General features: G+C 70.5%; 17 protein-coding genes. 6 read left to right on the top strand and 11 right to left on the bottom strand.

Going from position 1 to position 19,774, the window contains the following annotated elements:
* Nucleotides 1-84 precede the first annotated feature (84 nt).
* From FB453_RS16010 to FB453_RS16020, 3 genes are read left to right on the top strand one after another with little or no spacing between them, the layout of a single operon-like run.
* Nucleotides 85-1,953: an ATP-binding cassette domain-containing protein gene (locus tag FB453_RS16010; RefSeq protein ID WP_145791631.1), complete on the top strand. Its 1,869-nt coding sequence runs from the start codon at nt 85-87 to the stop codon at nt 1,951-1,953.
* 53 nt (nt 1,954-2,006) lie between these two features.
* Nucleotides 2,007-3,140, top strand: a complete 1,134-nt coding sequence (locus tag FB453_RS16015) for a sensor histidine kinase (RefSeq protein WP_145791121.1) — start codon at nt 2,007-2,009, stop codon at nt 3,138-3,140.
* Nucleotides 3,137-3,799: a response regulator transcription factor gene (locus tag FB453_RS16020; protein ID WP_145791123.1), complete on the top strand. Its 663-nt coding sequence runs from the start codon at nt 3,137-3,139 to the stop codon at nt 3,797-3,799. The genes FB453_RS16015 and FB453_RS16020 overlap by 4 nt, the downstream gene beginning before the upstream one ends.
* Before the next feature lie 89 nt (nt 3,800-3,888).
* On the opposite strand, the gene FB453_RS16025 is transcribed toward FB453_RS16020, so the two are convergent.
* From FB453_RS16025 to FB453_RS16040, 4 genes are all read right to left on the bottom strand, one after another.
* Nucleotides 3,889-4,323 (bottom strand): DUF6223 family protein, encoded by a 435-nt coding sequence (locus FB453_RS16025; protein WP_145791125.1) that lies wholly within the window; start codon nt 4,321-4,323, stop codon nt 3,889-3,891.
* Between the two features lie 156 nt (nt 4,324-4,479).
* Complete coding sequence (locus FB453_RS16030; RefSeq protein WP_145791127.1) at nt 4,480-4,968, bottom strand: nitroreductase/quinone reductase family protein; 489 nt, start codon at nt 4,966-4,968, stop codon at nt 4,480-4,482.
* A gap of 39 nt (nt 4,969-5,007) precedes the next feature.
* Nucleotides 5,008-7,611 carry a hypothetical protein gene (locus FB453_RS16035; protein ID WP_186718318.1) on the bottom strand — a complete coding sequence of 868 codons (2,604 nt, stop codon included), beginning with the start codon at nt 7,609-7,611 and terminating at the stop codon, nt 5,008-5,010.
* Nucleotides 7,612-7,754: 143 nt separating this feature from the next.
* Nucleotides 7,755-8,510, bottom strand: coding sequence for a hypothetical protein (locus FB453_RS16040; protein WP_145791131.1), 756 nt, complete (start codon nt 8,508-8,510; stop codon nt 7,755-7,757).
* 341 nt (nt 8,511-8,851) lie between these two features.
* Between FB453_RS16040 and argS the strand changes: the two genes are divergently transcribed.
* Nucleotides 8,852-10,570 (top strand): arginine--tRNA ligase, encoded by a 1,719-nt coding sequence (gene argS, locus FB453_RS16045; RefSeq protein WP_145791134.1) that lies wholly within the window; start codon nt 8,852-8,854, stop codon nt 10,568-10,570.
* Between the two features lie 21 nt (nt 10,571-10,591).
* Here the strand turns inward: argS and FB453_RS16050 are convergent, their stop codons facing one another.
* The 4 genes from FB453_RS16050 to FB453_RS16065 form a co-directional block, all read right to left on the bottom strand.
* A complete protein-coding gene (locus FB453_RS16050) occupies nt 10,592-10,933 on the bottom strand; it encodes an ArsR/SmtB family transcription factor (RefSeq protein WP_112585316.1) in 342 nt (113 codons plus the stop codon).
* A 189-nt stretch (nt 10,934-11,122) separates the two neighbouring features.
* The gene (locus FB453_RS16055) at nt 11,123-12,316 is read right to left on the bottom strand and encodes a glycoside hydrolase family 10 protein (RefSeq protein WP_145791135.1); all 1,194 of its coding nucleotides are present in this window, start codon (nt 12,314-12,316) and stop codon (nt 11,123-11,125) included.
* Nucleotides 12,317-12,648: 332 nt separating this feature from the next.
* A complete protein-coding gene (locus FB453_RS16060; protein ID WP_145791137.1) occupies nt 12,649-13,479 on the bottom strand; it encodes a PIG-L family deacetylase in 831 nt (276 codons plus the stop codon).
* 23 nt (nt 13,480-13,502) lie between these two features.
* Nucleotides 13,503-14,873: a bacterial Ig-like domain-containing protein gene (locus tag FB453_RS16065; protein ID WP_186718319.1), complete on the bottom strand. Its 1,371-nt coding sequence runs from the start codon at nt 14,871-14,873 to the stop codon at nt 13,503-13,505.
* 162 nt (nt 14,874-15,035) lie between these two features.
* Here FB453_RS16065 and FB453_RS16070 point away from each other — a divergent pair, with 162 nt between their 5' ends.
* Complete coding sequence (locus tag FB453_RS16070) at nt 15,036-15,941, top strand: alpha/beta fold hydrolase (protein WP_145791141.1); 906 nt, start codon at nt 15,036-15,038, stop codon at nt 15,939-15,941.
* Nucleotides 15,942-15,945: 4 nt separating this feature from the next.
* Here the strand turns inward: FB453_RS16070 and prfH are convergent, their stop codons facing one another.
* Nucleotides 15,946-16,575 carry a peptide chain release factor H gene (gene prfH / locus FB453_RS16075; protein WP_186718320.1) on the bottom strand — a complete coding sequence of 210 codons (630 nt, stop codon included), beginning with the start codon at nt 16,573-16,575 and terminating at the stop codon, nt 15,946-15,948.
* Nucleotides 16,572-17,759: an RNA ligase RtcB family protein gene (locus FB453_RS16080; protein ID WP_145791143.1), complete on the bottom strand. Its 1,188-nt coding sequence runs from the start codon at nt 17,757-17,759 to the stop codon at nt 16,572-16,574. The genes prfH and FB453_RS16080 overlap by 4 nt, the downstream gene beginning before the upstream one ends.
* Nucleotides 17,760-17,931: 172 nt before the next feature.
* On the opposite strand from FB453_RS16080, the gene FB453_RS16085 reads away from it, so the two are divergent.
* A complete protein-coding gene (locus FB453_RS16085) occupies nt 17,932-18,462 on the top strand; it encodes a GTPase domain-containing protein (RefSeq protein ID WP_145791145.1) in 531 nt (176 codons plus the stop codon).
* Between the two features lie 200 nt (nt 18,463-18,662).
* On the opposite strand, the gene FB453_RS16090 is transcribed toward FB453_RS16085, so the two are convergent.
* Nucleotides 18,663-19,757: an ice-binding family protein gene (locus tag FB453_RS16090; RefSeq protein ID WP_486480294.1), complete on the bottom strand. Its 1,095-nt coding sequence runs from the start codon at nt 19,755-19,757 to the stop codon at nt 18,663-18,665.
* Nucleotides 19,758-19,774: the final 17 nt, after the last annotated feature.

Genomic DNA, 19,774 nt, shown 5'->3' on the forward strand with positions numbered 1-19,774 from the left:
ACCGCCACCGCAGAGGCCCGCCGCGTTCGACCGGGCCAACCCGGCTCTGCGCGCACGGAGTCGGTGCTGCCGGAGCTGCGGGAAATGTGGTGGGAGACGGGAGTCCGGGCGCGCGCGGAGGCCGGCGTCTTCGCCGTCTTCGCGGAGCTGCCCAGGCTCGTCTGGACAGCCATCGGTATCAGCTGGCGCGCGGACCGGATCCGTACCGGTGTGGTGGCCGCGGCCACTGTCGGCGCGGGGGTGATGGCCGCCTTCGGCCTCTTGGCCACGCAGCGGGTGTTGGTGGAACTGTTCGCCGGCGGACCGACCGCGGACAAGGTACGGGCGGCCCTGCCCGCGTTGGCCGTGCTGGCGGCGACGGTCGCGCTCCGCGCCGGGATGGGCATCGCCACCGGGTACGCGCAGAACGGGTTGACGCCCCGGGTGAGCCGTGAGGTGGAGCGGGGCCTGTTCGAGGTGTCCACAGCGGTCCGGTTGGAGGCGTTCGACGCCGACGCGTTCGCCGATGACATGGAACGCGCCTCGCGCGGCACCGAGTCGACGATCGGGCTGGTGCAGGCGTCGATGAACCTGCTCGCCGGGCTGGCCGGGCTGCTCGCCGTGGCGGCCGCCGTCGTCATCATTCATCCGCTGCTGCTGCTGGCGCTGCTGGTCGCCACCGTGCCCAACGCGTGGGCGTCATTGCGGGCCGGGCATCTGCGCTACCAGACCTACACCGCGGGATCGGTGCGTCGACGTCGACTGTGGCTGTTGCACAAGTTGATGGCCGAACGTGCCTCGGCCCCGGAGTTGCGCTCCTACGGGCTGCGCCGGTTCCTGCTCGACCAGTACGACCGGGTGATGCAGGTGGAGACCGACATCCAGCTCGCCCTCGCCCGGCGGGTCACCACGACCACCACTGTCGGAGCCGTCGTCGGCGGTCTCGCGACCGGCACCGTCTACGCCCTGCTCGGCTTGCTGCTCCTCGACGGGCAGATCCCGCTCGCCGCCGCGGCGACCTGCGTCATCGCGGTGCAGTCCGCGCAGCGGTCCCTGGCCATCGCCACGTTTCAGGTCGACCACGTCTACACCGAGGGGCAGCACTTCGGCGACTACACCGGGTTCATGACCCGCGCCGACGCCTACCTGCCGACCAGCACCGGGCCTATTGCCGCGGCCGATCCTGAGCGGCTGCGGGAGTTGACAGTCAACGAGGTGAGCCTGCGCTACCCCGATCGGGACGACTCCGCCGTCGACGGCGTGACGTTGACGATCACCGCCGGGCAGACCGTCGCGTTCGTCGGGGAGAACGGCTCGGGCAAGACGACCCTCGCCGCGATGATCGCCGGTCTTCGCGCCCCCAGCGAGGGCAGTATCGAGTGGAACGGCCGCCCGTTGTCGGACTGGAACGTCGACGGGCTGCGTGCCCGGATCGCGGTGGTGACGCAGGAATACCACAAGTGGCCGTTCACCGCGGCTACGAACATCGCCATCGGCGACGTCGACAGCGAGGCCCGGCAGGATCGCATCGAGGCCGCCGCCGGCCGCGCCGTCGCCCACGACATGATCAACGAACTTCCGCACGGGTACGAGACGCTGCTCGACCGGACCTTCGCGCGAGGCCAGGACCTCTCCGGTGGGCAGTGGCAGCGCATCACTGCGGCTCGCGGCTTCCTGCGCGACGCCGAACTGCTGATCATGGATGAGCCGTCCTCCGCGCTCGACCCCCGCGCCGAGGACGCCCTGTTCCAGACCATCCGGGACCGGAGAGGTAGTGCCACCACGATCCTCATCACGCACCGGCTCGCCAACGTCCGGCACGCCGACCGGATTTTCGTCCTGCACCACGGCCGGCTCGTCGAGGCCGGCACACACGCCGACCTCGTCGCCACCGGCGGCCGGTACGCCGAACTGTTCGCCCTCCAGGCCGCCGGCTACGACGCGAACCTGGCCGAGGGCCACCGGCACACCTGAACCGTCCAGTCGGACCTTCTGCCGCTGGATCGCGGGAGGCTAGGCTTCGGCCCATGTCAGGGTGGCGGGGCCGGACGGCGGACGTGGCACTGGTGCCCGCCGTGGGTCTGGTCGCCGTCACGGGCCTGGTGGTGCAGTCGCGCGGCATCGACACCGCCGCCGAATGGGCGGCGCTGCTGACGGTGCTGCTCTCCACCGGTGCGCTGTACGTCCGCCGCCGCCACCCGGTGCCGGTGGGCGTCGTGGCGCTGGTTGCCATCGGCGCGTACGGAGCGTTGCTGCACCGGCCCGGCCCGATCATGTTGGTGTTCGTCGTGGCGCTCTACACCGTCGTCGACGAGGGATATCTCGCGGTCGCCATCGGGCTCGGTCTCGCCTCGGTGATCGCCTTCGCCGTGGCGGACAGCTACAACCGGTCCCCGAACACCATGAACGGGGCGACGCTGCTGCACGCCGGTTGGCTCGTCGCGGTCATCGTCGGCGTGACCCGCAACCGCCGCGCCTACCTCGCCGAGGCGCAGGCCCGAGCGGTCGTCGCCGAGCAGCGGATGGAGGAGGAGGCCCGGCGACGGGCCACCGAGGAGCGGCTGCGCATTGCCCGGGAGTTGCACGACGTGCTCGGCCACCACCTGTCGTTGATCAACGTGCAGGCCAGCGCCGCGTTGCACCGACCCGACCCGGTCCGGTCCGAGCAGGCCCTCACCGCGATCAAACAGACCAGCAAGGAGACGTTGAGTGAGTTGCGCGCGACCCTGGGCGCACTGCGGCAGGCCCCGACGGTCGTGCCCGCACCCGGTCTGAACCGCCTCGGTGATCTGATCAGGACGGCCGCCGGGCCGGAGTTGAAGATCCGCACCGAGCTGGCCGAGACACGGTCGCTACCGCCGGAGGTCGATCTGGCGGTGTATCGGATCGTCCAGGAGGCGCTCACCAACGTGGCGCGTCACGCGCGTGCCACCACCGCTGTGGTCCGGGTCCGGCCCGATCACGACGACGTGCTCGTGGAGGTCGAGGACGACGGCACCGGCCAGCCGGATTCGCCGGGCAGCGGGATTCTCGGAATGCGGGAGCGGGCACGGGCACTCGGCGGTTCGTTGACCACTGGTGCGCAGCCGGACGGGGGCTTCCGAGTCAGCGCCCGTCTGCCGATGCGACCCGACCCGGCGCCGGTGGGGGAGCAGATGTGATCCGGCTGCTTCTCGTCGACGACCAGACCCTCGTACGCGCCGGCTTCCGGTCCATTCTCGACGGTGAGGACGGTCTCGAGGTGGTCGGCGAGGCTGCCGACGGATTCGAGGCGGTGCGATTGGCCCGGCAACTGCGACCCGATGTCGTCCTCATGGACATCCGGATGCCCGGGCTCGACGGCCTGGCCGCCACTGGTGAGATCGTCGCGAACTCCGATGCTCGCGTCATCATCCTGACCACGTTCGACCTGGACGATTACGTCTACGGCGCGCTGCGGGCCGGTGCCAGCGGCTTCCTGGTCAAGGACACCGAGCCAGCGGAGTTGATCCACGGAGTGCGGGTGGTGGCCCGGGGTGACGCGCTGATCGCGCCGTCGATCACCCGGCGGTTGATCGCCGAGTTCGCGGCCCGGGCCAAGCATCCCGACCCCGGGCCGCGACTGAGCGTGCTCACCGAGCGGGAGCGTGAAGTGCTGACGCTGGTCGCCGCCGGCCTCTCCAACGACGAGATCGCGGCGCGGTTGGTGCTGAGCCCGGCGACCGCCAAGACACATGTCAGCCGGATCATGACCAAGGCCCAGGCCCGGGACCGAGCCCAGTTGGTGATCCTCGCCTACGAGTCCGGTCTGACCGTGCCTGGTTGGCTCGCTCGCTCCTGAGCACCACCGTCGGCTGGTCGGCCGAAACGATCATGGGCGGTACGAGATCAGCCAGGCCGATTCCGATTCCACGCCGGAACCCCTCAGGGTCAGCCCGCCAGGCGGCCGGTGCGGCGCGCGCGAAGCAGGGCCAGCCCGCCGAGCACCACGCCGGCCAGTCCGACAATCATCGCCACGTAGGCCCCGCCTCGCCCGTTGCCCGTGCCGATGCCACTGTCGGAGGTGGCCACCACCAGCCCGCCGAGCACCATGCCGATCAGCCCCATCGCCAGGGCCAGGACGGCTCCGAGGCTTCCCGAGCCGGTACCGAGCCGGCCGGCGGGGCGGGCCAGGGCAAGTCCTCCGATGACGGTGCCGACCAGCCCCAACAGGACGGCCGCACTGGCGCCGAGACGCCCTGAACTCATGGAGAGAGCGGTGGCAGCGGTCGGCTGGGCCGAGACGTGCGCGGCTGCCGGTGCGGCTAGCTCGATCCCTGCGAGCGGGGCGGCTACGGCGGCGGCGAGCAGGTGACGGACAGACATTGTGGATCCCCTCGGTCGCGTGACGGGTACGCGTGGCAGCCTAGGAAGCAAACCGCTGGTGAGTCGTCATGCCGGAGTTGCCGATGGGCCTACCACCCGGGATGTACGCGCGCGGAACGTCGTACCGCCGCAGTTGTCTTCCGACCTGGCAGCGCCTCATGGCGTGGGGGAGCCGCCACCCGATCTGGGCTCCAGCACCACCACTGTGGTCTCCGACGATCGCCGCGCGGCGTGGGCGTCGAAGTTCTTGTCGGCCTCGCGCCAGCGGGGCCACAGCCGCGACCGCTCGTCGTCGGTGGCGGCCCGGCCGCGGACCAGCCGCCGCCCGTCGGCCAGATCGACCGACGCGTCCGGGTGCGCCTGGAGGTTGAGCCACCAGGCGGGGGCGCCCTCACCCCAGCCGTTCATCGCCACGCCAACCAGGTTTTGACCATCCCCGAAGTACGCGATGATGACGCTGCGCTGCTCACCGGTGCGGCGACCGGTCGTGGTCAGCAGCAGCGTGCCCCACCGGTGCTCGCGGGGTCGCCACAGCCCGACCCGGCTGCCGGTGACCCGGTACAAGCCCCGATGCACCGACCAGGCCAGCCGGATGAACCACCGCGGCGGAAGCCACGGTGCCTTCGTTCCCTGACCGTCCGACATGGCGAACCTCCCGTAGCGACGAGCGATGATGGGTTTGCATCACCTGTGACGTGCGGCGTACGCCGCGAAGTGATCGGCCCAGCGGCGGGTGACGACCTCGGCGGGCTCGAGCCACTGGGTTGGCTGGGCGGGCAGTGGTAAGCCAACCGATTCCAGGAAGCACTCGACCGGGATCATCGAACGGGTTCGCGACGGCAGCCGGCTGAGCTCGTCTCGTAGTCGCTCCAGGCGGTCGCGGTCGCCGACGATCAGTGAGGTGCAGGATTCGGCAAGTCCGTAGCGGTACCCGATATCGCCCATCGACGCCTCGTCCAGGGTTCGTAGCCGGTCGATGGCCAGCACGATGTCCGTCGGGGCCGAGCGCCCCAGCAGGACCGTGGTCAGCAGCGCCGAGCGGGTCGCTACCAGGTGGCCGGACAGGTCGGCCTGCTCGGCGAAGTCGCGCAACTCGTCGACGCTCACATCGCCGCGGAAGAACGCCCGTCGCATCAGCAGTGTGCCGACCTCTTCCAGATACTCCCGCTGGCGGCCGGCGCCGCGAAGCTTTGCCATCTTGTCGGGGACCTCGGCGAAGTAGCGCTCCGGCCGACCATGGGCGTACTCCGCCAGCCTCGTGATGAAGCTCTGCACCGGGAGCCCCTGCGCGGCCTGGTCGGCGTCTGTGAAACGCCGCGCCAGGCTCAGGACCTGTGGACGCTGCCCCAGGTGCAGTGGCGCGGGCTTACGTGCGACCAGCTCGTCGAAGACGGCGAGCGCCTCGTCCCAACGCTGGCGCAGCCGCAGGGTGTAGCCCAGATGCCGGCCCGCGGCGGTCCAGAGCGGGTGATCAGAGTCGAAGATCTCGCGGAGCAGACCGAGCCGCTCGTCCACGGGCGTCTCGATGGACTTGGCCGCGATGAAGTTCAGGACCAGGCGACCGTACTCGGTGCGGCTCGCCGCCGGCACCCGGGACCGCAGGCCCTGCACCGAAGGACTGAACACGATCGCACGTGACAACCAGTCCGCGTAGTTCTCGCTCGGAGCTGGCTCCAGCGTCGTGCTCTGCTCGCACACCAGCACGACGGCGACACCGATCAGGTCCAGGACCTCGCGATTGTCCTCACGATCCTTGGCATCGTCATGCAGACGTCGGACCGCCGCGGCGGCCCGGACGGCAGCCAGCTCCCAGTCGCGCTCGGCCCAGCCGCCGGAGATCTGGTGGTCGGACCGGCGAATCGCCTCCCGGACGGCGTCGTGTATCCGGTACGGGAAGCGGTCGCCGTGGTGGTGGTCGATCATCGGACGCCGAACGGCCCGCTCGGCGCACCCGTGGTCGACGTCCGCCGCGGCCGCCATCAGATGCGTGTCGAAGACCCGGAACAGGCACGCGGCCCGGATGGCCCGTTGCTCGTCGGCCGGAACGTCGTCGAGGATGCGCATCACCAGCGAACCGAGGGAACCCGTGACGTCCTGGGTCTTCACCTGGCGTCCGACCCCGGCATCCTTGATCGAGATGGCGACCTGCCGGGCCAGTTCCAGATACTGCGGCAGCCCCGCCGACGATCGGACCAGGTCCTCGACAACCTCGTCGCTCATCGGCAGGTCGAGTTGGGTCCGTCCGCGCAGGATCAGCGCCCGGGTGTCCGAGGGGGAGAGGTTGCCCACGAGATGCTGCCGGGGATTGTCCGAGGTGCCCGGCACGAGCCCTGGCCAGGTCCACCACCCGCGGTGCGGAAGGTCGACGCGGCTGTCGTCGTACCAGTCCAGCAGATCGCGCCCGGTCAGTACGAACAACACGTTCGGCATGCAGTGGATCAGCCGGTTGAGGTGTCCCTCCGAGACCCGTCGCGGGTCCAGGGCGAGCCGCTCGGTCGTGTCGACGAACACCGCCACCAGGGGCGACGGAACGATCTGGGCCAGCTCCCACGACAGAGCCGCGGCGAGCTCGCAGGCCAGGGCCGGTCGAGGCTCGGTGGGGCTCGGCTCGTCGGCGCAACGGAGCAGGAAATCCTCGAAGCCCGGGAACCCGTCGACGGCGAGCCGCAGATCACGTCGGCGCCGGAGTTCGCCGACCACCTTCCGGACACCACGCACCCCGAGCGAGGCGGCCGTGCCACCGGCAAGGTCCGCCAGCGAGCCGAGGTCCTTGAGTACCTCGCCCACCGTCTCCGCCACCGAGTTCTCCAGCTCGTCCCGCCCCCGGAAGCGCGGCAGCGGCTCACCGGGACGTAGGGCCGACCAGTAGGCCGTGAACGCCAGGTCGAAGACCGGCCAACGGCGACGGATGCCGGCCGCTCCGGCCCGCAAAGCGAGCAGTGCGGCCGGAAGGTCCATGCGACCGGCAGAGCCGTGCAGGTCGATGCGGGCCGTCGTGTCGACGTTGGTGGCCGGAGGCGGCCCCCAGCCGTTGACAAGCGGAAGGTCGTGACGGACCCAGGCCTCCAACCGTTCGGAGAGAGCGGTCTTGCCGATGCCACCCAGGCCGTAGAAGGTCAGCACGTTGTGGCGGGCGACCCCGACCTCGTCGTCACTGTCGAGCAGCTGGCGAAAACGGGTCACTGTCGACTTGAACGCCTGGGACTCGGTCTCCCGGTCGGTGAACAGCTCGCCGGCATGCGGTGGACCGTCGCGGTGCTCGCCGCTGCCCGGGGGAGAAACCTTCATCAGCCGCCACGTCCAGGTCGTCAACTTCACTGTGGACCGAGATCCTCTAGTCTCCGGGCGCGAGCGCGGCCCGGGTCCAGGTGTCCATGATCTGACGGAGAACAGGACCGGTCGGTGGAAGCCGTTGTAACGGCGACCTGGGGTTACCGCTGCCAGGCGTCGATGACGCGTACGCCGTGGCGGACGACCCGGTCCAGGATGGCGGGGTTGCCGCTGGTGCCCTCCCACCCCTGGTCGTCGAAGACCGTCACCGCGCTGTCGACACGGGCCACCGCGATCTGGCTGGACGCGGTGTCGCCGGTGCGTTCGCCGTTCAGGCTCGTCTCGGGCCAGGTCCGGGTCAGCAGCAACGCCTCGTCGCCGACCCCGGGCAGTGCCTGACTCTTGACGGTGACGCGGTTTCCGGACTGGTCGTACGAGGGGCACGCCTGCACGGCCGTGCGGAGACGGCTCAGGTAACCCGAGGCGCCGTCGCCGCCGAAGGTGAAGATGGTCTGGTGGATCATCCCCTGCGGCACGTTGCTGGAGGGCTCGCCGGCCTTCTGGTAGGTGACGGTCATCGCGGCGCTCGCGGTTACCTGCCGGCCGCCGGTACCGAACTCGTTGCCGCACAGCTTCGGCAGGGCCTCCTCGACGGGCGTCGTCCGTCGCGGAGACTTCCGCAGCTCGGCGGGCAACTCGACGAAGGCGGAGGTCGGGATGGTCACCGGGGTGCTCGCGCTCGGCGATGGTGGTTCTGTCGAGGGTGCTGACGCCGACGCGGTGGCCGGTGCGGTGGTCGCCGGGGCCGAGCCGGGCGGATCCTCGGTGGTGGTGCAGGCAGCAGCCAGTGCGACGGTGCCGAGCAGCGCGAGCGCGCGTCGCGTACGGGCCATCGGCAGTGGTATGTATCGGCTCATCATCACCCCTCGTCCGTCCCGAGGCAGTTCCCTGCCCGGTGTCCAACGAAACGACCACGCCCCGGGCACCGACCGGACCACCGGAATCGAGGTGTCGTCGCGTCGGCCGGGCCGCTAAGCTGCCCCGCATGACCAGCGTGATCGCTCAGTGCACCGGACTGTCGTGTGACGTCCGGGTCGGTGCGGGGCGACGCCGGCGATCCGTCGCCCGCCCGCGCTGACCTGTTTCCTGCGACCGGCGGATCGAGCCGCCGGTCGTTCGCTGGTCGTCCTCGGTCCGTCCGTGTCTCCCCGTCAACGGCTCGCGTGACAGCGCGGGTCCGAGCGAGATCGGCGTACTCATGGATCTTGAAAAGTTGTTGTCCGACCGGCTGGCGCCGGCGTTCGCGGCGGTGGCCGGCGGCCCGGTCGACCCGCTGGTGCGGCGGTCCCCGCGTGCGGACTTCCAGTCCGACGCGGCGCTGGCGCTGGCCCGGCGGCTCGGCCGCCCGCCGCGCGACATCGCGGCGGCGGTGCTGGCGCACGCGGTGCTCGACGACGTCGGGGTGTCGGCGGAGGTCTCCGGGCCGGGTTTCCTCAATCTGACGGTTGCCGACCGGGCCCTGGCCGACCTGGTCGGCGGGCTGGCCGGTGACGCCCGGCTCGGTGTGCCGCCGACGGTGACGCCGCAGACCGTGGTGGTCGACTACTCGGCACCCAACGTGGCGAAGGAGATGCACGTCGGGCACCTCCGCTCCACTGTCATCGGTGATGCTGTGGCGCGGCTGCTGGACTGGCTCGGGCACCGGGTGGTGCGGGTCAACCACCTGGGTGACTGGGGGACACCGTTCGGCATGCTGATCGAGCATCTGATCGACCTCGGCGAGGCCGAAGCCGCGCAGAACCTGTCGATGGGGGACCTGGACACGTTCTACCGGGCGGCCCGGGTGAAGTTCGACGCCGACGAGGCGTTCCAGGAACGGTCGCGGCTGCGGGTGGTCGCGTTGCAGGGCGGTGACGAGCGGACCCGCCGGTTGTGGCGGCTGCTGGTGACGCAGTCCGAGCGGTACTTCCTGACCGTGTACGACCTGCTCGACGTGACGTTGACCGCTGCCGACTTTCGGGGCGAGAGTGCCTACAACGACAGGCTCGCGGGCGTCGTCGACGACCTGGACCGGCTGGGGCTGCTGCTGCCCAGCGGTGGGGCCGAGTGCGTCTTTCCGCAGGGGTTCACCGGACGGGACGACGAGCCGTTGCCGCTGATCGTGCGCAAGAGCGACGGTGGGTACGGCTATCCGGCCACCGACCTGGCCGCGTTGCGGCAGCGCGTCGGCGAGCTGGGCGCCACCCGGCTGCTGTACGTCGTCGGCCTACCGCAGCGGCAGCACTTCGCCATGGTGTTCGCCGTCGCCGAGGCGGCCGGCTGGCTCTGCCCGCCGGCACGGGCCGAGCACCTGGGCTTCGGGTCCATCCTCGGCGCCGACGGGCGGATGCTGCGCAGCCGGGCCGGTGAGTCGGTGAAGCTGGTGGGGCTGTTGGAGGAGGCGGTCGCCCGTGCCACCGACCTGGCCCGGAGCAGGAACCCGGATCTGGACGCCGGGACCGCCGACGAGATCGGCCGCGCGGTGGGCATCGGTGCCATCAAGTACGCCGACCTGTCCGTCGACCGGACCACTGACTACGTTCTGGACTGGGAGCGGATGTTGGCGCTGGACGGCAACACCGCGCCCTACCTCCAGTACGCGTACGCCCGGATCCGGTCGGTGCTGCGACGGGCCGGGACCGTCGTGCGGCCGGACGCGCCCATCGTGGTGGCGCAGCCGGCGGAGCGGGCGCTCGCGGTCGAGCTGCTCGGCTTCGCCGCTGTGGTTGGCGAGCTGGAGCAGAGTCTCGAGTTTCATCAGCTCGCCGGCTACCTGCACCGACTCGCGACCGCGTTCAACGCGTTCTACGAGCGCTGCCCGGTGTTGCGTGCCACGGACGAGCTGCGGGAGAGCCGGCTGCTGCTGGCCGAGCTGACCGCCCGGACCCTGCGGCAGGGGCTGCACCTGCTGGGCATCCGCACTGTGGAGCGGATGTGACGATTCGGCCCTCCGGCCCGGTCAGCGGGCCCTCTTCGTCGCCCGCTTCCGGGGCGGCGTCAACAGGTCGGCGATCTGCGCGATCGCGGCGGGCACCAGGCGGTAGTACGCCCAGACCCCGCGCTTGTCGCGTTCGAGTAGGCCGGCCTCGGTGAGGATCCGAAGGTGATGACTCACCGTCGGCTGGGAGAGGTTGAGCGCCGCGGTGAGGTCACTCACTGACGCCTCACCTTCCGGCGCGGACTGGATCAGGCTGAGCAACCGAAGTCGTGCCGGATCGGCGAAGGCCTTCAGCACCCCCGCTAGCCGCTCGGCATCGGCCCGCTTGATGGGATCGCCGGTGAGCGGCGAGATCGCAGGCATGGCAGTTTTCGCAGTTCCCACGCCTGCCATAGTGACACCAACACCATCAATAAACCGGCAGATCCGGCACCAGACCTCCGATGGCGTCCGGATGGCGCAACGGAACCACCGAACGTGAGTCGAACGTCGACGTCCGTGGCGGCACCCGGGCCGTGTGGAGCTTCGGGAAGCTCCACACGGCCCGGGGCGTCAGCGGCGGGGTTTGGGTGCGATGCGGGGCAGGACGTACGGCGGCCCTGCGAAGATCAGATCGGACTTCAACTCCTGGTACGCCCGCTTGGGCTGGTAGTTCTCGTCGTAGATGGTGGCCAGGCCCTCCGGCGGGTCGTCGAACCAGCCGGGCACCCACGAATGGTTGTCACTGAAACCCCAGACGGTGTACGACAGGCAGCTCCGCACGGCGAGGCACGCCTTCATCAGCACGCTGAAGTTCGCGGCCGACGCCTGTAGCCGGGGGTTGATCTCCTCCGAGTTGCCGGCCTGGACGCCCTCCGTCAGCTGGCTGCGGACGTCGACCTCGGTGAACGCGGTAGCGACGCCGAGCCCGCTGAACTTCTTCAACGCGGCGGTCACCTGGAGGGTGTCGAAGTTGCCGTACTGGGTGCCCAGGTGCCCCTGGGAGCCGACACCGTCGATCGGGACGCCCTGGGCGCGCAGGCTCTTGGTCATGTCGTACACGAACTGGGTCTTGTCGTCCGCCGGGTTGCCCGAGCCGAACGCCTCGATGTTGTAGTCGTTGTAGAACAGCAGGGCCTTGGGGTCGGCGGCCCGTGCCCAACGGAACGCGTCGGCGATGTAGCCGGGCCCGAGGTTCTGCGCCCAGAAGCCCTTGTAGTGCAGGGTCGACGGGGTGTCCCACGGGTCGCTGACCGCCTCGTTGACCACGTCCCACTGCCAGATCTTGCCCTTGTAGCGGTTGACGACTGTGGTGATGTGGTTGCGCAGCAGCTCGCGCAACTCCTGCTTGCTGATGGAGCCGTCGGCGACGCCGCTGGTCAGCCAGGCAGGCAGCTGGTTGTGCCAGACCAGCACGTGGCCGCGCACGCTCTGCCGGTTGCGCTTGGCGAAGTCGACGAACTGATCGGCCGGCGCCCAGTTGTAGACGCCGCGGGTCGGCTCCAGGCTCTCCCACTTCATCACGTTCTCGGCCGTGACCGAGGCGAACTCGGAGGAGGCCAGCTTGCGGTACTGCGGGTCGCTGGCGTCGTTGAGGGCGTCCATGTCGACCGCGGTGCCGACGTGCAGGCCGTGGCGCAGGCCGAGGGTGCCGAGGCTCTGCGTCGTCGGGTCGTACGGTCGACTCGCGGTCGCCGGCACCGTGTTCAGCGTGGCGATGGTCGCGACGGCGACCAGGCCGACGGTCGACCACTGTCTCAACTTCATGTGCCTTCCCTTCCAGACGATCAATAGATAGACGTCGATCTAGGAGGTGAGGGTCCGGTATTGGTCGGGTGGAGATGCGAGCTGGCTTGGTGACGCCGGTAGTTCCGGCCGGAAACCGGAAACTTGCTCGAAACGTTAAGCCGATCTATGTCTGGGCGTCAACGCTGAAAACTTCCGGAAATTCGTCACATGACCTGCCCAGCGCTGAGTGGCTGGCGGTCGAAACTTTCGGCGACCGGCGACCGGTTCGCGTGGTGAGGTCATCGCGGCGCACGCCGCAGGCATCGTCGACCCGGTGGCCGACGATGCCTGGTGGCGCTAGGGAAGAGTGGTCAGCGCAGACCGGCGAAGAGGTCGTCCTCGGGGGTCGGCGCGCCCGTCCGGTCCCGGACCCGCACGAAGGTCTCCACGCCCATCAGCTCGGTGAACCGCTCCTGGCCCAGTTGCAGGAAGAAGATGTTCTCGGTCTGACTGGCGTGCGTGGCCAGCGCGTCGAACTTCTGCGCGCCGTACTTGCTCGTGTCGATCCAGGTGGTGATCTCGTCGTCGGGCAGGCCGAGCTGCGGCCCCGGCTCCGACGCCGCGTCCGGCTCGGCCCACTCGACGCCGAGCTCCTTCATGATCCGGCCGAACTCCGCGAACGCCGTACGCGGCACCGTGGTCCAGTAGACCTTCGCCGGGACGTCCGTCTGCTCGACGGCGGCCATGGTGATCCGATGGGCCTGGATGTGGTCCGGGTGGCCGTAGAAACCGTTCTCGTCGTACGTGACGATCACGTCCGGCTGGTACCGCCGAATCAGCTCGGCGAGCCGGGCCGCCGCCTCCGACACCGGCGTCGTCCAGAACGCGCCGGGCAGGTCGTTGGTGGGCCAGCCCATCATCCCGGAGTCGGCGTAGCCGAGCGTCTCCAGGTGGGTGACGTTCAGCGTGGCGCAGCTGGCCTCCAGCTCGGCCTGGCGCATCGCCACCACGGCTGCCGGGTCGTGCCCCTCCTCGCCCGGCTTGACCCCACCCGGGCCGTCCCCACATCGCCCGTCGGTGCAGGTCACCAGCACTGTGGTGACCCCCTCGGCGGCATAGCGGGCAAGGACGCCGCCGGTGCTCGTCGCCTCGTCGTCGGGGTGGGCGTGCACCGCCATCAGGGTCAGAGGTCGCTCAGCCATGCCATCACCCTACGGTCATCCGGCTACGGCCCCACGACCTGCACCGGGAACGAGGCGGTCCTCGTCACACCGACCAGCGAGTAGGACACGATGACTGTCTGCGCACCCGCGGTGCCGGGGTCGTACCCCGAGACCGTGTACCCGCCGCGGCCGTGCGCCAGCACCTCGTCCCGCACCCCGTCGGTGTAGTCGGCCGTGACCACGAGACCCGTGTGGTCGAGGGGCTCGCCGACGGCGTACGTGGTCCTGGTCGGCGGCGTCCGCACCGCGACGCTCGTCGGGTCGGCACCCCGCATCGCGGCATGCTCCGCCTGGGTGAGGGCGAAGACGCTCCCGTGGCGCAGCACGCCGTCCGCCAGGTCGTATGCGGGCTTCCGCCTCCAGTCGATGGGCGTCCAGTCGCCCGACGCGAGGTCCGCGCTCCAGTACGGGTGCAGCTGCTCCTCCAGGTGCTTACCGGAGGGCGACCCGGCCCAGATCTGGTCGGCCCAGAGGTAGTAGCCCGGTCCGCGTACGTCACCGGGGTTCGCCTTGACCACCATCGGCGCTTCGGCGTAGGTGGTGTTCATCGTCCGGTGGGTGATGCAGCTCGCCACCAGTTCCCAGTCGTCGGGCGCAGCGAGGATGGCGGTCGACCGCTCCTGGTAGATGTCCTGCGATCCGCACGACGGGACGTACGGTGTGACCCCGACGCCGGTGGCCGTGCGGTCGCAGACGAAGCGGTGGTAGGACCCGTCCGTGTCGTCCCGGATGATCACCGCGTCCAGCGCCCCGTGGTGGGGCCGGCCGCACATCACCTGCGCCGGGGTGAACGTCACGAAATCCCGCGTGGTGCTGTAGAGGATCTGGTTCCGGGTGAGCGGGAAGCGGCCACGCGGGTCGGTGCGATCCGGTGTGTAGTACGTGCCGGGGGCGTACATCGACGAGGTCCAGTAGACGACGTAGGCGTCGATCGACTCGTCCCAGATGGCCTCCGGGGCGAACGCCATGCCTGCCTCCTCCGGGGCGACAAGCACGTGTCGCTGCTCGGACCAGGTCCGCAGGTCGGTGGACTCCCACACCTCGATGTGCCGGCTCGCGCCGCTCTGCGCCCAGTCCCAGCCCCGCCACCCGTACGCCCGGCCATCGACGTTCAGATCGGTGGCGACGAGGTAGAACCTGTCCCCCTCCGGGGAGCGGACGATGGACGGGTCGCGGAGGGCGTGCATGCCCCTGCGGGACCGGAGCACCGCCTGCCCGTCGTTGACGGCGACCCAACTGGTCGGATCGTTTCCGACGCTTGCGGCGAGGTAGAGCTGTTGCCCCGCCGGGCTGTTGGATCGAGCGAAGTTGACCATGCCGTAGCGCGAGAACGGGGCCAGCGCGACCCGGGGGCGCTCCTCGGTCTGTGCCATCCGACCGCCTTCCGCCGCCACTCGGCTCACCGGAGCGGTCATCCTACCCAGTTCGGCATCCGTCGAGCGGTCCTTGTGTGAACGGCGCTCAGGCTCCGGGCAGGTCGTTAGATTCGGGCGTGATCAGCACATCCGAGCAGGTCCGGACGCGGGGAGAGGTCGATGGCAAGGGCCACTGGCGGGTTCACTGACCTGCGACAGGTCGAGGCCGGAGTCCTGAACGTCGGATACGTCGACGCTGGGCCGCCCGACGGGGACGTGGTGATCCTCCTGCACGGGTGGCCCTACGACATCCACAGCTTCGCCGACGTCGTACCGCTGCTCACCGCCGCCGGTCAGCGGGTCGTCGTTCCGTACCTGCGGGGCTACGGCACGACCCGCTTCCTCTCCGACGACACCATGCGAAACGGTGAACCGGCGGCCATGGGGCTCGACCTCATCGCCCTGATGGACGCGCTGAACATCGACTCCGCGAAGCTCGCCGGGTTCGACTGGGGCGCGCGGACCGCCGACGTCGTCGCCGCGCTGTGGCCCGAACGCTGCCGGGGTCTGGTCTCGGTGAGCGGCTACCTGATCGACGGGCAGAAGTCGGGCACGGTCCCGCTGCCGCCGAAGGCGGAGTTCGCGTGGTGGTACCAGTACTACTTCGCCACCGAGCGCGGCCGGGCAGGGTACGACAAGAACCGGCGCGACTTCGCCAAGCTGATCTGGCACACCGCGTCGCCCAGATGGACGTTCGACGACGCGACGTTCGATCGCAGCGCGGCGTCGTTCGACAACCCCGATCACGTCGACATCGTCATCCACAACTACCGCTGGCGGCTGGCCCTCGCCGACGGCGAGCCGCAGTACGCGGAGATCGAGGAGCGCCTGGCCGCGAAGCCGAAGATCACGGTGCCCAGCATCTCGCTGGAGGGCGATGCCAACGGTGCGCCGCACCTGGAGCCCACCGTCTACGGCAAGCAGTTCGCCGGGCCGTACGAGCACCGGACCGTCGGGGGCGGTGTCGGGCACAACCTGCCGCAGGAGGCGCCGCAGGCATTCGCGGAAGCGGTGCTGGAGGTCTGAGTCGCTAGGCTCGCGGTCGCCGGGGCGTCGGACGTTCCACCCGCACCGGATCGCCGCGGACCAGCTCGTCGTGGATGCGCCACCGGGCGGTGGTGACGGCACGCCGCGCCGCCTCGTCGCCCTGCTCGATGCGTTGGCGCAGCAGGTCCAGGGCGATCCGGCGGTTGAGGCTGAACTGCCGCTCCTCGTCCACCACGACCACCAGGCCCGAGGGGCGGTGTGTTGCGCGTACCGCCGTGCTGGCCTTGTTCCGGTGCTGACCACCCGGCCCGCCGGTGCGGCAGGCGACGATGTCGACGTCCGCCTCGCGAAACGTCGTCGGCGGAGCGTCGCGTTCGGGCGGCTGGGCGGTGACGTACCAGTTCTTCCGGCCGGCGCCCGACCGGTACGGGCTCGGGGCCTGCCAGCACAGCGTCCCGGTCCACGAGGCCGCGAACGCCTCGGCGTCGACGCCGGAGATCCGGATCAGGACCGACCGGTAGGTGCCGGCGCGGTCACCGGGAATCGCCTCGACCTGCTGGATCGTCAGACCTCGGCGGACGCCCTCGTCGCGCAGCCGGCGCAGCAGGTGACTCAGTGCCCAGGCGCACTCCTGTGGCCCACGCCCGGCCGACATCAGCAGGAACGTGGTCACGAGCGGCCTCGCCGGCCGCGGTGGCCCCGCCGCTCCGAGCGTGCGGCGGACCCGAGGTCGGGTGTCTTGTAGGTGACCACTGGCGTCGTGCTGACCACCGGTGTGGCCAGCCGGTGCTCGACCAGGTCGGCGATCACCTGCTCGATGCGCTTGTACGCCGTGGGCGCCTCCTCGAAGAGCAGCTGCCGGTCACCGCACACCACCAGCGAACCCACCGGGGTACGGCGTAGCTCCTCGACCGTGTGCTTGGCCCGGCCCCGCCGCAGGGCGTCGGCGCGCGACATCTTGCGCCCAGCGCCGTGGGCCACCGAATGGTTGGCCGCCGGCCCGGCGTGCGCGGCCACCAGGTAGGACGCCGTTCCCCGGGTGCCGGCGATCAGGACATCGCGCCCGTCACCCGGCGCCGCTCCCTTGCGGTGCAGGTAGATCCCGTCCCGGACCTCGACCAGGTTGTGGCACTGATCGACGATCGGCGCGGTGGGCTCGGTCCCCAACGCGTGCGCCACCCGGGCGGCCAACACCCGGCGGTTGAGCGAACCCCAGCGCACTGCGTCGTCGTGCATGCCCAGGTAGGCGGCGGGGTCGGGCGCCGGCCCGGCGCCGTGGACCTCGGTGTGCGTCCGCAGGATCCGCTCGCCCAGACCACGGGAACCGCTGTGCACGATCAGCACGAGATCGCCCGCGTCGAGCCCGAGCCGGCCCGCGTGCCGTACGTCGAAGACGGTGTCGACGCGGGCCAGCTCCACGAAGTGGTTGCCCCGGCCCACCGTCCCGAGGCCGTCCAGGTGACCGGCCGGAACGTCACCGTCGACGACGGCCCAGGCGGGGTCGTCGGCGTCGCGCACCGGGTCGAGCGCCTGGTCGAGGTCGGGGAACCGGGCGGCGAGCCGTTCCGGTACGGCCCGCTTGAGCTTGATCGGAAACACGGCGATGCCGCAGCCGATGTCGGAGCCCACCAGGAACGGGTACAGCACTGTCGACGCCATGGCCGCGCCGATGGGCGCGCCCTTGCCGGGATGCAGGTCCGGCATCGCGGCGACGTGCCGCATGCCGTCCAGGGCGGCGACCTGTTGGCACTGTGCGAGCGCGTCGGACTCGATCCAGCTCGCGGGAGAGGCGAACACCGTGACGGTGGCCGGGGCGGACGGGGGCAGGGGCTCCCGAGGGAGGTGGTGCTGGGACAAGGAGGCTCATCTCTGGCTGCGAACGTGAAAGCGGACGGCGTCACGGCCCCCGGGAGGCATCACCGGTGGCGCGGAGCAGGGGGTGGAGTCCGTCAGTACGTCATGGACGTCACTCTGGCCGAGGCGCGCCAGGCACGACAACTGATTTTCCTTCACGACGTACGCTGCCGCGATGAGCGCACCGCGTCGCATCCTGGTCTACGGGGTGTACGGCTCCGGCAAGTCCACTCTCGCGGCGCGGTTGGCCGAACACCTCGGACTGCCCTGGTATCCGGTGGACGATCTGCTCTGGCAACCGGGCTGGGTCGAGGTGCCGGTCACCCAGCAACGCAGCCGGATCCAGGAGATCTGCCGACGGGACCGCTGGATCATCGACGGGGCGTACCACGGCTGGCGCGACGTCCCGATGGCGCGCGCCGACCTGGTCGTCGGCCTGGACTATCCACGATGGCGTTCGTTCGGGCGGTTGCTCCGCCGCACCGTCCGCCGGGTGGTCACCGGCGAGGTGATCTGCAACGGCAACCGCGAGTCGCTGAGCAGTGTGCTGTCCCCGGACTCGATCCTGGTGTGGCACGTCACCGCGTTCGGCCGGGCCCGACGGCGGATGCGGGACTGGCAGGCCGACCCGTCCGCGCCGCCCGTGGTGTTACTGCGCTCCCCGGCGGAGCTGGACGTCTGGCTGGCCGGGCTGCCCCGCCGGTGAGGGCCCGCGGACCTACGTGGTGCGCCTCGGCGACTCCCGGCCACGGATCCTGCTTCTACCTCTCGCACGAGCGCGAGGACGACGCCATGCGCGAGTTGGGGGCTCGTCCGTGGCGAACGCGTCGTCGGCCCGCTCCCGATGGGGAGCGGGCCGACGACGTGACGTGGCCCGGCCGGGGATCACACCGGCCGGGCCGCCGATCAGGACTCCAGGCGTCGACGCCGGGCCAGGAAGAACGCGACCGCGCCCAGCACGACCAGCACACTTCCGACGCCGGTCATGGCCGGGACCGCACCGCCGCCGGTGACCGGCAGGATGGGTTGCTTGCCGCCCCCACCAGGTTGACCGGGTGCGCCAGGGCTGCCAGGTGCACCGGGGCTGCCAGGTGCTCCGGGTGCTCCGGGAGGTCCGGACGGACCAGGTGCGCCGGGGCTACCGGGTGCTCCGGGTGCTCCGGGGCTGCCGGGTGCGCCAGGCGCTCCCGGACTACCGGGCGCTCCGGGGCTGCCGGGCGCTCCGGGGCTGCCGGGTGCGCCGGGGCTGCCGGGTGCGCCGGGGCTCCCGGGCGGACCGGACGGGCCGGGCGGACCGGTAGGCCCGGGTGGGCCGGTCGGTCCGGGCGGGCCCGTCGGCCCGGCGCAGTTCGGCGCGGTGATGACGTTGGTGTCGAGGGTGACGGCGGCGGTACGCGCCAGCGCTCGGCCCTGGAGGGTCGCGCCCGTGGCCATCGTGATCGCGGCCTGAGCCATGATGGTGCCCACGAACGTGGTGCCGGTGCCGATCGTCGCCGAGCTGCCGATCTTCCAGAACACGTTGCAGGCCGAAGCCCCGTTGATCAGGACGACACTGCTGTTCGACGCCGTCGTCAGCGAGGAGTCGACCTGGAAAATGAACACGGCCGACGGGTCGCCCTGGCCGTTGAGCGTCAACGGTCCGGTCAGTTGGGCGGCTCCGATCCGATAGACCCCTTCGTTGAGCGTGTTGCCACCCAGCTCGGCCGGCAGGATGGTGAACGGGGTCCGGCCGGCGGCGTCGTTGAAGGCGATGGTCAAATCGCTCTGGGCCTGTAGTGCGACCGCGTCACCGAGGTGTACCTCGCCGCCGATGGTTGCCGTTTCGAATCCGGACTGGGTGTTTCCGGGGAACCGCCCGAGGCTCTGGGCCAGGAAGCTGGGGCCGGTGTTTGTGGGCTCCGCTCCGGCCAGGACGGAGAAGTCGGCCGCCGTCCCCAGGTTGACCGGTGCTTCCTGCGCGTTTGCGGCGGTCGAGCTGAAGAGCAGCAGGCTGGCTGCCACTGTGGCGGCTGCGCCAG

It is taken from the genome of Micromonospora sp. CNZ322, from assembly GCF_007827755.1.